Raw genomic sequence first — 14,012 nt, forward strand, 5'->3', positions numbered from 1 at the left:
TGGCCATCAGCGCCACGCCGGCCAGGCAGGCGAGCGATACGACGAACGTTCGTCCAGCCTGTTGGCCCACCTGCGTGACCCCGTCCACGTCCGACACTGACGCTACTTGCCCCGGGGCTTCGCCGCTGCCGGGGCGGGGGCTGCCGTCGATGCCGGCGCGGGCGGCTCGAGTGCCCACCACCACTGCGGGCCGAGTGCCTTCTGTCGCGGATACGTCTCGTTCAGCGTCGCCGCCTCGTAGAGACGCCCGTTCTTCATCACCTCGGCAAGCCGCGACGTGTTCTTGATGTCGTCGAGCGGGTTGGCGTCGAGCACGAGCAGGTCGGCGAGCTTGCCCACCTCGAGCGACCCGAGTTCCTTCCCGAAGCCGATGGCGTCGGCGCTGTCGATCGTTGCCGCGCGCAGGGCCGCGTGCGGCGCCATGCCACCAGACGCCATCATCCAGAGCTCCCAGTGGACGCCGATGCCCTGTACTTCGCCGTGCGAGCCCAGGCCCACCTTGCCACCGCCGGCCACCCACTTGGTCAGCTGCTTCGCGTGCAGCGGGAACACGTACTGGTCCTCGCGGTGCCAGTCGGTGTTGCGCCAGCTGTCCAGTTCCTCATGGGGCGTGAAGCGCCGCAGGCGGGGATCCGCGTCGAGGCTGGCGCCGTTGGTCAGGTAGTGCTGGCGGCCGATCGGGCCACCGTAGCTGACGATGAGCGTTGGCGTGTAGGTGATGCCGCTGGCTGCACCGAGTCCGACCACGTCGGTGAAGAACGGGCTGATGGGCAGGGCGTGCTCGAGGCCGGCATAGCCGTCCTGCATCAGCGTGAGGTTCATCGTGAAGTTCGAGCCGCCCTCGGTCGTCGGCGTCAGCCCGAGCTCCTTCGCGGCCATGATCACCCACTGCCGCACCTTGCGGTCGCCGACCAGGTACTGCTTGATCGTCTTGGTGTTGTAGTGGTCCGAGTACCGACGCAGCGCATCCCGCGCGTCCTCGAGGCTGCGGATGTTGTCGGCCGCGAAGATGCCGGGGCCCGTCGAGTACAGGCGTGGGCCGATCAGCTGGCCGGCCTCCATCAGGTCCTGATAGGTCAGCGCATCTTCCGACGCGGTCTGCGGGTCGCGCTGCGTCGTGACGCCGAATGCCAACTGCGCGAGGAACTGCGACACCTGGTTGCGGTGCACGCCCCACGCCACCCACGTATGGGCGTGGATGTCGACCAGGCCCGGCATGATCGTCTTGCCCGCGAGGTCGCGCACGACCGCACCGGCCGGGATCGCCACCTTGCCTCGCGGGCCGATTGCCGTGATGCGGTTGTCCGTGATCACGATGTCGCCGCGCGTGATCACCTCGGCGCCCTTCATCGTGATCAGGCGCGCGTTGCGCAGCGCGATCACGCCCGTCGGCTTGTCCTTGTCGACGACGAGCTCGACGTCGACGCGATGGGGCTCGTATTCGAGCGTCGGGATCTTCGGTGCGGCCGCAGGCTTCGCGTCGGCGGGCTTGTCGGCCGATGGCGTCGCGGCCGGCGCGGGGGCTGCCGCTGCAGGTGCCGCTGCAGGTGCCCCTGCCGGCGGGGCTGCGGCACGCTCGGCCTCGGTCTCGGCCTTCAGGCGGTTGGCCAGGTCGACCTCGGCCTGCATCGCAATGTCGTGCACGAAGATGCTGCGGCCGATGGAGAAGTGCGCGCGCTGGCTGTCGGCGGTCCACCCGATGAAGTCGCCGCCGACCTTCGTCAGCCGCCAGGTAGGCACCGATGATGAGGACGCGGCCGACACGGTCGGCGCGTTCCCGGTGACCGGCGGCACCGTGATCATGTAGACGTTGCGGTTGGCGCGGACGAGCGCGCGCGTCCCGTCAGGCGACAGGAGCACCTCGTCTGGCGTCGGCGGCGGCAGCCCCGGCGGTGCGTCGGCCGGCGGCGGTGGCGCGGGCGCCGTCACTTTCACCACCGTCGTGATGTCGGTGCCGTCGTAGCGCATCGACACGAGGCCGTCCGAGCCCGTCCACACGTAGATGCGATCCGGATCGGGGCCGACGTGTGGTGCCTCACGGCCCTCCTGCGTCGAGCCGCCGCCGGCCCACGCGATGCGCGTCACGGTGCCGCCGTTGGCGGGCAACCACACGTACTCGAGTTCGGCGGCGCCGCTGTGACTGCCGAAGTCCTCGAGGGTGCGGAGCCGGTGCATCTTCGAGCCGCGCACGCCGATCAGGCGTGAGCCGTCCTTCGTGTAGGCGATCCGGTCGTAGAACGCCGTGGCCGACGTGAGCCGTTCCGGCTGGCCGGTGCCGTCGGCACGCACGCGGCGGATGTGACCGCCGTCCTCGTCGTTCCAGGTGACATAGGCGATGAACTGCCCGTCGGGCGACCACACCGGCCCGTGCTCGACGTCGGTGCCCGTCGTCAGGCGTCGCGCGTTGCGAATCGTCGGGACCGGCACAGGCGGTGCTTCCACCGCTGGCGCTGCTGCCTGAGCAGTCGCCGCGGTCGATGTTGCCGCGGCGGCCCCGTTGGCGGCCGCTCCCTCGGGCGTGGTCGACGGACCGCTCGGAGAGCGGTCCCTACCAGGGCCGTCGGCGTCCCCAGCCTTCTCCTTCTTGGTGCCGCGACCCTGCGGCAAGTCGGCGATCCACAGCCGATCGAGCGCGGTGAAGACGACGCGCGTGCCGTCGGGGGAGGGGCGCGCGCCGCGGATCTGCGACACGCGCAGCTTCTCGTCGTCGATCGGGTAGTCGAACTTCACCAGCGAGCCGATCCGCTGGTCGACCTTCGCGGTGAAGGGGATCTCGACGGCCTCGCCGGTCGGCACGGCGACGCGCCAGAGCTTGCCGTCGTAGCTGGTGATGAGGGAGGACGAGTCTGGCGTGAAGGCCGAGCCCGGGTACACGTCGCGATCGCGCGCGCCGCCGCCCTGGCTGTCGTCGCGCTGCACGTCCATGCGCAGCCACCGGTCCTCGCCGGTCGTGAGGTCGAGCAGCTTCAGCCCCTGCCGTGCGTCGTGCCGCGTGGAGTAGACGAGCCATCGCCCGTCTGGACTCGGCACCGGGCGGAAGGCGCCCGTGTGTTCGTGCGTGCGGACGAGCAGGCGACCCGACTTGCGATCGAGCTGCGCGACCTGGTACTGCCCGATGACCCGTGGATTGCTGCGCAGCGTGTGCGGATCGAAATCGGCCCTCGACTCATCGTCGTCGATCAGGCGCGTCGGCAGGCCCGGGCGCACGGTGCCGCGCACGTTGACCCAGAGCGAGTCCGGATCCTTGCCGAAGGCGGGTCCGAGGATCGCCGGCGTCGCCGCACCCCCAGGCCCCGGGCCCGGCGTGGCGGCGGGGCGGCTGTTGGCGCCGGTCATCTGCACGCCGCTGCCGCCGCCCTGGTTGTACATCCAGAGCTGCGAGCCCTTGGCGGCGATCACGTAGGCGCCGTCGGGCGTCCACGTCGGCGACATGTAGTTGTCGCGCTCGGTCGTGGTGATGGCGCGGGGCTTGCTGCCGTCGGCGTTGGCGATCCAGATGTTCTCCGACCCGTTCCTGTCGCTGATGAACACCAGGTGCGTGCCGTCGGGCGACCAGGCCGGCTGCATGTCGTAGGCCTGTCCGCTGGTGATCCGCGTTGCCTCGCCGCCGGCGATGGGCAGGGTGTAGAGGTCGCCGAGGAGCTCGAAGACGATGGTCTTGCCGTCGGGCGACACGTCGAGCGACATCCAGGTCGCCTCGGACGTCGTGAACGACATCGGGCGCTCGGCGATCAGCGGGAGCGTCTTCTGCTTCACGGCATCGGCTGCCGCCTTGTCGTTCTGCGCTCTCGTTTGTGCGCGTGGTGCCTGCGGTAGCAGGAGGACGACGAGGAGCAGGACGGGCAGGTGGCTGGCGTATCGGTGCATCGGACCTCGGTGGGACGTGGAGGCGCGATTATAGGTGCACCGGCGAGCCATGGCGCCAGGGGCATTCCTGCAGTTCCTGGAGCAGGAGTACGCGACAACGGTCCCGGCGTCAGGACCGTTGTCGGGCAAACGCAAGGGGCTGGTCTAGGCCTTCCGGCGGGCACGGGTTCGGACGGCCGCCGCCAGGCCCAATCCCAGCAGCGTCAGGCTGGCCGGCTCGGGCACTGGCGACGATTCGAACTCCACGCCGGACACCTGGATGAACGCTCGGGTGCCACTGAATTGCAGCGTCTTGATGGCGCCGTTGAACGTGTGGGTACCGAGAGCGTCGACGTTCGGCGCCCCGACGACAAAGGTGTCGACGACGTTGTTGAGGGAGTCGAGGGCCGAATACGTTCCGGTAAAGCCGTAGATCACCCAGTACTGGAACGTGACGAACGTTGTTACGGAATCGAACACGATTGTGGCCGGATCGGTGTCAACCGCAATGCCCTCTCCGTCGAACGTGTCGCGTGGGTCGGGATACCAATAGACGTTGTTGACCGTGACTCCGCTGAAGGAGTTCGGGGCCACGGTTCCGCAGCAGCTTACCGGCAGTACCGCCTCTTCGTCGGTGAAGTTGATGACGGCAGCGTTCGCCGCCGACGCCACGCCCAACAGGGCCAGCGAGAGCAGGGTTACACGAGACAGTCGTCGCATCGGGTTTCTCCTGGGCCACAGCCACCATCGTGGCTGGCCACAACTCGCCTGACTCAAGAAAATGATCTTGTGTTATCTGACTTGAGCAAGGCCTGTGCCACAGGAGTCTTTCGTGTTTCGTGCGCGAAGTCGCGGCCGTGCGTCAGCGTGGGGCAGGTGTTATCCGCAATTTGGAGACAAAAGGTGCCGAAAAATGGGACCAACATGCCGCGTCGGCTCAGGGGCGTTCTGGCTGGCGGCGCGTTCTTCCCGGCCGGTATGATGGAAGCCACCGGTGACTCGGGCGATTGCCGACGCACCACGCCGACGGCGCGGCGCGTGACCACAGGAGATCAGGGATGAACGAGGGGACGAAGAAGTTCAGTCTCGGCTTGGCGATTGGAGTGGCAGTCGGGACGTTGATCTACCGGTTCCTGCTCGGCTGACGGAGATGAGATCGGCGCCGGCTTGCCTTCGCTGCTGTCGGGAGCGATGATGGCCGGCGCCACCATGCCATTGCGTCCGCGGGCTTGACATGTCCAGTCCACCAGAGGCGCCTGCCCGGACGCACTCGCTGGTCGTGCTCGCGGTCGCGATTCCCGCCATCCTCGTGCTCGCGGTCCTGCCGTTCCTGCAACTCGGGGATGGCTCGACCCTGCCGCAGTTCGCGCTGTTCCTCGGACGCTTCCACCCGTCCGTGCTGCACCTGCCGGTGGCCTTGCTGATCCTCGCGCTGCTGCTCGAGGCCACGCGCTTGCCCGGGCTCGAACGCGTGGCGCCGAGTTTTCCGCCGAACGTCCTCGAGTCGGTGCTGTGGCTGGCCGCACTCAGCGGCTTTGCCGCCGCCGTCGCGGGGTGGTTCCTCTCGCACGAGGGGGGCTACGACGATGCGCTGCTCACCCGGCACCTCTGGACCGGCGTGGCGACGGCGATCGGCGCCTTCGTCGGCCTGGTGTTGCACACGCTGGCGCAGGCGCGGCCAGACCAGGCCGCCCTTCGGTCCCTCGCGACCGTCGTGGTCCTGGCCACGACCGGCGCCATGGCGGTCGCCGCGCACGCCGGCGGCAGCCTGACGCACGGGGAGGAGTACCTCACCGAGCACGCGCCTGCCCCCATCCGGCGCCTGGCGGGCCTGCCCATTCCTCGTGATCGCACCCTCGAGCGGCGTACGGCGATCGCCGATCGCGAGGTCTTCGACGGCGTCGCCCTGCGCGTCCTCGAGCGCCACTGCACGGCGTGCCACAACCCCGGCAAGCGCAAGGGCGACCTGGTGATGGACACCCATGCGGCCGTGATGGCCGGGGGCGTGTCCGGGCCAGTGGTGATTGCCGGCGTGGCCGCCGACAGCGAACTCCTGAAGCGGCTGCACCTGCCGCTCGACGACAAGAAGCACATGCCCCCGAAGGGCCGTCCGGCGCTGACAGACGACGAGTCGGCGGTGCTGACCTGGTGGGTGGCAGCCGGGGCGCCCGCGAAGGGGACGTTCCGGACGATGAAGGCGCCCGCCGAGGTGCGCGCGGCCTTCGCGCGGATCCTGCCCGAGTCGGAACGCCAGGAGATCGAGGCGCATCAGCGTCGACAGGCCGCCGAGTACGAGGCCACGCTCGCGTCGGTGCGGGCCGCCGTTCCCGGGGCGCTGAAGACGATCGTGCCCGGGGAGCGCGAACTCGAGTACACCGCGGCGGTGGCAGGGCCGGCCTTCGGAGATGCGGACCTGGCGAAGCTGTCGGCGGTGGGGCGCGACCTCGTGTGGCTCGACCTGTCGCGCACGGCGGTCACTGACGCCGGCCTGAAGGCCGTGGCGGCGATGCCGAACCTGGAACATCTCGACCTGCGCGAGACGGCCGTGGGCGACGCCGGGGTCGCGGCGCTCGCCCCGCTCGCCAACCTCAGGACGCTCGGTCTCTACGGCACCGCGGTCTCCGACGAGGGACTGCCGTCGATCCAGCGGCTGGCGGGCGTGACGCGGCTGTACGTCGGTGGCACCCGGGTGACCGACAGCGGGGTCGCCGCCCTCCGCAAGGCGCGGAAGGACCTGTCCGTCGCTCGCTGACGGCTTGCGCCTGCGCGTCGGCGACGACTATCCTCCGCAGACGGATGAAAGCCCCGCGGATTCTGTTGCTCGCCTCGGTGCTGCCGGTGGCGCTGCTCGTCGCGGCCGTGGCGCCGCACGTGACGTGGCGCAAGACGGCTGCCGCCCCGGCCCCGGCCACGGCGCCCTCGCTGCCAGGCACCATCTCGTTCAACCGCGACATCCGCCCGATCCTGGTCGCCCACTGCTTCCGCTGCCATGGCGCTGACCCGGGCGCACGCGAGGCAGAGCTGCGCCTCGATCGGCCCGAGTTCGCCTTCGCACCACGCAAGAACGGCCAGCCCGTCATCGTCAAGGGCGACCCCGCGCGCAGCCCCCTGATGCGGCGCATCCTGTCGAGCGATCCCGAGACGGTGATGCCGCCGCCCGAGACGCACAAGACCCTCGCGCCGCGCGAGATCGCGCTGCTCGAACGGTGGATCAAGGATGGGGCCGCGTACGAGCCCCACTGGGCCTTCATCCCGCCCGTGCGGCCGGCCCTTCCTGATGTTCCTGGATCGGGCTCCAATCCCATCGATCGCTTCGTGCGGGCCCGGCTGAAGGCCGAGGGCCTCACGCCCAACCCGGAGGCCGATCGCCACACGCTGATCCGGCGTGTCTCGCTGGACCTGACGGGCTTGCCGCCGACGCCCGAAGAGGTCGACGCGTTCGTGCGCGACTCGTCGCCGGGCGCCTACGAAGCGCTGGTCGACCGCCTGCTCGCGCGTCCGAGCTACGGCGAGCACCGGGCGCGCTACTGGCTCGACGCCGTGCGCTACGCCGACACGCACGGCTACCACTTCGACAACTACCGCAGCATCTGGCCCTATCGCGACTGGGTCATCGACGCCTTCAACGCCAACCAGCCCTTCGACCGGTTCACGCTCGAGCAGGTGGCCGGCGACCTGCTGCCCCGGCCGACGCCCAATCAGCTGATCGCGACCGGGTTCATCCGGGCGGGCATGAGCACCAACGAAGGCGGGACGATTCCCGAGGAGAACCTGGCCAACTACGCGACCGATCGCGTCGAGACGACGTCGCAGGTGTGGCTGGGGCTGACCATGGGCTGCGCGCGCTGCCACGATCACAAGTTCGATCCGATCAGCGCGAAGGACTTCTACAGCATGGCGGCGTTCTTCCGGAACACCACGCAACCGGCCATGGACGGCAACGTGATGGACTCGCCGCCGGTCCTGCGCATCCCGCGGCCGGAGGACGCCGCGCGCGACGCCGCGCTCCCTCACGAGATCGACCGCGTGACGCAGGAATACGACGCCCATCTCGAGGCCGCCGAGGCCGCGTTCATGGACTGGCAGCAGGCGCGCGGGGCCGCCGACCTGCCGACGGTCTCGGACGCCGGGCTCGAACTCCGGCTCGTGAGCGACCAGGCCAACCCGGCCACGTTGCGCAACACGGTGTCCCAGGGGCCGCCGCTCGACTTCACCGGCGGCCGGCCGCAGGTCGTGGACGCTCCGCACGGTCCGGGGCTTCGCCTGCCGACGGGCGTGACGGCCAATCTCGGGTCGCTCGGCGACATCGAATCGGACCAGCCCTTCTCGGTCGGCGCCTGGGTGCAACTGCCCGACAACGTCGACGGCGCGCTGCTGGCCCGCATGGACGTCGGCAGCGGCCTGCGCGGGTGGGACGTCTGGCTGAAGGGCAGCCGCGTCGGCGTCCAGATGATTGGCTCCTGGAATCAGGACGCGCTGAAGGTCGTGGCGCGAGGGGCCGTGTCGTCGGAGGGATGGCACCACATCCTGGTCACGTACGACGGATCGCGTCAGGCCAAGGGCGTGAGGATCTACTACGACGGCAGGCGCCAGGGGGTCTACGAGGAAGTGGATTCGCTCCGCGGATCCATACGCACGAAGACCCCGCTCCGGTTGAACCGGCGCAGCAACGGAGAAGGGGCGGGCGGGGCGGCCATCCACGATCTCCGCCTGTATCGACGGGCCCTCACGACACCGGAGGCGCAGGTGCTGGCGCGGCGCACCGCGCTCGAGGTGGTCCTCGCCACGCCCCCGGCCGAGCGCACCGACGCGCAGCTGTTGCCGCTGCGCGACTACTATCTCGCCTTCGTCGACCCCGAGGCCGTGCACCACCAGCAGGCGTTGCAGCGCCTCGTCGACGAGTTCGACGGCGTGAAGGCCCGCTCGAAGGTGAGCCTGATCGCCGCCGAGAAGCCGGGCGAGGCGCCCTTCGCGCGGATCCTCATCAGGGGCCAGTACGACCAGGAGGGCGAGCGTGTCGGTGCGGCCGTCCCGGCGGTCCTGCCGCCGATGCCGAGAGGCGCGCCCGCCAACCGGCTGGGCCTCGCGCGCTGGTTGACGCGCCCGGATCATCCCCTGACAGCACGCGTGAACGTCAATCGCTTCTGGGCGCAGATCTTCGGCCAGGGGATCGTCACGACCCCCGGCGAGTTCGGCACCACGGGCGATACGCCCACGAACCAGCCGCTGCTGGACTGGCTCGCCGTGGAGTTCCGCGAGTCGGGGTGGAACGTCAAGGCGCTCTTCCGGCTGATGGTCACGTCGGCGACCTACAAGCAGTCCGCCGTCGCGAGCAAGGAGAAGCAGGAGAAGGATCCCGACAATCGCCTGCTCTCGCGCGGGCCCCGGTTCCGCATGCACGGCGAGATGATTCGCGATCTCGCGCTGCGCGCCTCGGGCCTGCTTGCCGACAGGCGTGGTGGCCCGAGCGTGAAGCCCTACCAGCCGGCGGGGATCTGGGAAACCGTCGCGATGGAGGAGAGCAACACGAAGATCTACGTCGCCGACCGCGGCGAGGCCAACTATCGTCGCAGCCTCTACACCTTCTGGAAGCGCGCGGCCCCGCCGCCGTCCATGGAGACCTTCAACGCGCCGACGCGCGAGCAGTGCGCCGTCGATCGCGAGCGGACCAACACGCCGCTCCAGGCCCTGGTCACGTTGAACGACGTGCAGTTCGTCGAGGCCTCGCGCCGCCTCGCGGAGGTCGCCATCAGGGAGCGAGGGGCCGACGATGGCGCACGCCTCGACGCGATGGCGCTGCGCGTGCTGAGCCGCCCGCTGGCGGGAGCCGAGCGTGATGCCCTCCGGCCCGTGGTCCGGGATCTCCGCCAGCGCTACGCGGCCGATGGCGCGACGTCGAAGGCGCTGGTCACGATCGGCGACTCGGCGCCTGACCCCCGAATTCCCACTCAGGAACTCGCGGCGTGGACGATGGTCGCGAGCCTGTTTCTCAACCTCGACGAGGCACTCAACAAGTGACCGCACCGTCACGACACGGCAACTGCTTCGGCGGCGAGGACCACAGGCTGACCAGGCGCGAACTGCTGGCCCAGGCCGGACGCGGCATCGGCTCGGTGGCCGTCGCGTCGATGCTCGGCGGCGCGGGCCTCATCGCCGGGGCGCCCAACGGCCTCCCGAACCTGCCGCACTTCCGGCCCAAGGCGCGGCGCGCCATCTGGCTGTTCCCGGCCGGTGCGCCGTCGCAGCTCGACACCTGGGACTACAAGCCCAAGCTGCGCGCGATGTTCGGCAAGGACCTGCCGGGATCGGTGCGCGGCGACCAGCGCCTCACCACGATGACCTCGCGGCAGAAGGCGTTCCCGATTGCGCCGAGCCTCTTCAACTTCTCGCGGCACGGGCAGAGCGGCATGTGGGTAAGCGAACTCTTCCCGCACACCGCCCGCATCGTCGACCGCATCGCCCTCGTGAAGTCGCTGCACACCGAGGCCATCAACCACGAGCCGGCGACCATCGCCGTCAACTCGGGCAACCAGCTGCCGGGCCGGCCGTGCCTCGGGTCGTGGCTCTCGTACGGACTCGGGAGCCTGAACGAGAACCTGCCGACCTTCGTCGTGATGACGTCGACCTACACCAACAAGTCGAACGTGCAGGCGCTGTCGGCGCGGATGTGGGGCAGCGGCTTCATCCCGGCGCGGCATTCGGGCATCTCCGTGCGGGGGGCGGGCGATCCGGTGCTCTACCTGAGCGACCCTGACGGCGTCGATCGGGCGACCCGGCGACGGATGCTCGATGGCGTGCAGGCGCTCAACGAGCGGCACGCCGACACCATCGGCGATCCCGACACCGACACCAGGATTGCGCAGTACGAGATGGCGTTCCGCATGCAGGCGTCCGTGCCCGAACTCACCGACGTGCGCGGCGAGCCAGAGTCGGTGCTCGGGCTGTACGGCGAGGATGTGCGCAGGCCCGGCACTTTCGCGGCCAACTGCCTGCTGGCGCGTCGCATGATCGAGCGTGGGGTCCGCTTCGTGCAGATCTACCACCGCGGGTGGGACTCGCACACCAATCTCCCGCACCAGCACCGGCTGCAGGCCAAGGACACGGATCAGGGGACCTTCGGGCTGATCACGGACCTCGCGCAGCGAGGCCTGCTCGAAGACACGCTCGTCATCTGGGGCGGCGAGTTCGGGCGCACTGTCTACTCGCAGGGCACGCTCAAGGAAGACAACTACGGGCGCGACCACCACCCGCGCTGCTATTCGATGTGGATGGCCGGCGGTGGCGTGAAGGCGGGCACGGTGTTCGGCGAGACCGACGACTTCAGCTACAACATCACGAAGGATCCCGTGCACCAGCGCGACCTGCACGCGACCATCCTCAACCTCTTCGGCCTCGACCACGACGCCTTCACCTTCCGGCACCAGGGCCTGGACCAGAAGCTCGTCGGCGTCGAGGCGCCCGCCCATGTGGTGAAGGGCCTGCTCGCCTGACGACTGACTGACATCGGGCTGCACGCGTCGGTCCGGCCGGTGTCGCCTGGGCCGCCCGGCCAGAACCTGAAGGTCTCCGCGCTCGTCTGGTACGTCATCGCCACTGTCGCCGGAGCCGTGCGCATGCTCATCCAGCCGTCACGCAGGCCCGCCATGATCGTCCTGTTCACGGTGGCTTTGGCGGTGTTGCACCTCGGCTACGAGTCCCTCACCGGGGGCGTGCAGAGTCACCACCTGCTCAACCGCCGCGACATGCCAGCCCTGTCGAACTGGCTCGGGCTGTTCACGCTGCCGCTCCTCGGCGTCATCGTCGCGGCGCGGGTTCGCAGCGGGGCCCCGTGGAAGCCCCTCTGGCTGGCACTCGTGGGAGCGGCGGTCTACGGAGCGATGCTGGCCGGGGCGTTCGAACTCGGCGCGTCTGGGGTGACGCAGGCGCTCTTCTTCGGCCTGTTCGCGCTGGCCGTTCAGTTGCCCCTGTACCGCGCCGAGCATGTGCTCGGGTTCGTCGTCGGCATGACGTTCACGTTCGGGGCGGTGCTGCCCACCATCATCGGGGCGGTGTTCGCGACGCTGTCACTGGCGCTCCGCCTCGCGATGCGCGGCGTGGTGCACGTCTGGCGGTGGCTCGCGCGACCGGCAGGCAGGCCGGCCCTCTAGAGGGTTCAGGCGGCCCCCCATGTCAGATGTTCGCGTCTGGGACAGATTCTGGCTCTGGTACTTCGACCCCAAATCGTTCGAGAAGGCGGGGGACTGTCGGCTCTACCGTCTGCTCGGCGTCCGCGGCTTCAAGCGCTATCTTCCTACGTCAGGCGACCTCGTCACTCGGTGGCAAGGCATTACTCGAATTCAGCGGGCCCACGGCGGGCTCGATCAAGCGCTTCGTCGCCATGAACGCGTCACCCGTTCCTACGAAGCCCGCCACATCTTCGGCGCGCTCTCGATGCTCGCCATCTCCTGGTGGTCAATCACCTTCCACGACAAGGGGCAGTGGCCTGCGCTCGTCGCTGCCAACGTCCTCATCAACGGCTACCCCATCATCCTTCAGCGCTACAACCGAATTCGGCTGCAGAGCGCGCTCGCCCACTTCGCCAGTCTCCGCGACCGCCGTAAAGCCGACTGGTCACTGGCCTCCGACGGCTCATGACCGTACGCCAACCGGTGTGCGCGCTTGCCGTCGTGCCCGACATGGGGGAGGATGCAGCGGATGATCACGACACCGACTGACACGCCGACGGGCGTCGGACGGCGTGCGTTCCTTGCGGCTGGCGCCGGCGTCGTCGCGGCGGCACTGCCGGCGGCGGCACAACGGCGCGCAGGAGCGCCCACGCAGATGCACGTCTTCATCGGCACCTACACCAACGGCACGAGCAAGGGCATCTACCGCGCGCGCCTCGACCTCGCCACGGGCACGCTGTCGACGCCGGAACTGGTGGCGACGGCGACCAACCCCAGCTTCCTCGCGCTGCATCCGTCGCGGCCGCTGCTCTACGCCATCAGCGAGACCGGCACGTTCGGCGACAAGCCGACGGGATCGGTGAGTGCGTACGCCCTCGATCCGAAGGCCGGCACGCTCACCGCGCTGAACCAGGTGAGCTCCGGTGGCAACGGCCCCGCGCACGTCTCGGTGACCCCGAACGGGCAGGCTGCGCTTGTGGCCAACTACGGCGGCGGCACCGTGGCGTCGTACGCGATTGGCGCCGACGGCCGACTCAGCGAGCCCGTCTCCGTCGTGACGCACCAGGGCAGCAGCGTGCACCCGAAGCGGCAGACCAAGCCGTATGCGCACTCGATCAAGGCCGACCCGAGCAGCACGTTCGTGTACGCGGCCGACCTCGGCGCCGACCGGGTATTCGCGTATCGCCTCGATCCGAAGACCTCGGCGCTGACCCCAGCCACGCCGCCCGCCGTGGCAGCGACGCCAGGCTCAGGCCCGCGTCACATGGCCTTCCACCCGCGGGCGCCCTACCTGTACGTGATCAACGAGCTCGCGCTCACCGTGAGCGTCTACCGCCGCGACGCCGCGAGCGGGGCGCTGACCGAGGTGCAGTCGATCGGCACGTTGCCGGCGGGCGTGGCCAACGATGCGGCCTTCAGCACCGCCGAGATTCAGGTGCATCCGTCGGGCAAGTTCCTGTACGGGTCCAACCGCGGGCACGACTCGCTCGTGGTGTTCGCCATCGACGAGGCCACCGGCCGGCTCACGCTCGTGCAGCACGAGCCCACGCAGGGCAAGACGCCGCGCGGCTTCGGCATCGACCCGACGGGCCGCTTCCTGCTCGCCGGCAACCAGCGCTCGGACACGCTCGTCGTGTTCCGCATCGACGAGAAGACCGGCCGACTCACGCCGACGGGACAGTCGATCGCCCTCGGCGCGCCGGTGAGCGTCGTCTTCGCGGCCGTCCCGTAACCCGCACCCCACGCGTCCCCATCAAGGCGGCCGGGTCGGAGACCCGGCCCTACCCCTCGCACGGTCCTCCCATACCTCATGCCCTATCGCCATCGCGTCCTCGGCCTGTTGTTCCTCCTGTCGATGGTCACGTACCTCGACCGCGTGTGCATCGCGGTCGCAGGTCCCGAGATGCAGAAGGATCTCGGTCTGTCGCCGTCGCAGTGGGGCTGGGTCGTCGGGATCTTCGCGCTGTCGTACGCCCTCTTCGAGATTCCCTCGGGCGCGCT

General features: G+C 69.5%; 9 protein-coding genes. 7 read left to right on the plus strand and 2 right to left on the minus strand.

Annotated elements, in window-relative coordinates; translation table 11 throughout:
* Window positions 1-102 precede the first annotated feature (102 nt).
* Together ACIRDX_RS15290 and ACIRDX_RS15295 are read right to left on the minus strand one after the other, a co-directional pair.
* Complete coding sequence (locus tag ACIRDX_RS15290; RefSeq protein ID WP_396626302.1) at window positions 103-3,867, minus strand: amidohydrolase family protein; 3,765 nt, start codon at window positions 3,865-3,867, stop codon at window positions 103-105.
* A 144-nt stretch (window positions 3,868-4,011) separates the two neighbouring features.
* Complete coding sequence (locus tag ACIRDX_RS15295; protein WP_396626303.1) at window positions 4,012-4,566, minus strand: PEP-CTERM sorting domain-containing protein; 555 nt, start codon at window positions 4,564-4,566, stop codon at window positions 4,012-4,014.
* 514 nt (window positions 4,567-5,080) lie between these two features.
* On the opposite strand from ACIRDX_RS15295, the gene ACIRDX_RS15300 reads away from it, so the two are divergent.
* From ACIRDX_RS15300 to ACIRDX_RS15330, 7 genes are all read left to right on the plus strand, one after another.
* On the plus strand, window positions 5,081-6,598 hold the full coding sequence (locus ACIRDX_RS15300; RefSeq protein WP_396626304.1) for a c-type cytochrome domain-containing protein: 1,518 nt from the start codon (window positions 5,081-5,083) through the stop codon (window positions 6,596-6,598).
* A 44-nt stretch (window positions 6,599-6,642) separates the two neighbouring features.
* Window positions 6,643-9,864 carry a DUF1553 domain-containing protein gene (locus ACIRDX_RS15305; RefSeq protein ID WP_396626305.1) on the plus strand — a complete coding sequence of 1,074 codons (3,222 nt, stop codon included), beginning with the start codon at window positions 6,643-6,645 and terminating at the stop codon, window positions 9,862-9,864.
* A complete protein-coding gene (locus tag ACIRDX_RS15310) occupies window positions 9,861-11,336 on the plus strand; it encodes a DUF1501 domain-containing protein (protein ID WP_396626306.1) in 1,476 nt (491 codons plus the stop codon). Before ACIRDX_RS15305 ends, ACIRDX_RS15310 begins: the two co-directional genes overlap by 4 nt.
* 39 nt (window positions 11,337-11,375) lie before the next feature.
* Entirely contained in the window at window positions 11,376-11,993 is a 618-nt protein-coding gene (locus tag ACIRDX_RS15315; protein WP_396626307.1) for a hypothetical protein, read from the plus strand.
* Window positions 11,994-12,012: 19 nt separating this feature from the next.
* Window positions 12,013-12,480: a hypothetical protein gene (locus tag ACIRDX_RS15320; protein WP_396626308.1), complete on the plus strand. Its 468-nt coding sequence runs from the start codon at window positions 12,013-12,015 to the stop codon at window positions 12,478-12,480.
* Between the two features lie 60 nt (window positions 12,481-12,540).
* Window positions 12,541-13,743 carry a lactonase family protein gene (locus ACIRDX_RS15325; protein ID WP_396626309.1) on the plus strand — a complete coding sequence of 401 codons (1,203 nt, stop codon included), beginning with the start codon at window positions 12,541-12,543 and terminating at the stop codon, window positions 13,741-13,743.
* Between the two features lie 78 nt (window positions 13,744-13,821).
* Window positions 13,822-14,012 (plus strand): MFS transporter (locus tag ACIRDX_RS15330; protein WP_396626310.1); only part of this gene is annotated, 191 nt, incomplete at its 3' end.

This window comes from Luteitalea sp. (genome assembly GCF_044337415.1).
GTDB lineage: Bacteria > Acidobacteriota > Vicinamibacteria > Vicinamibacterales > Vicinamibacteraceae > Luteitalea.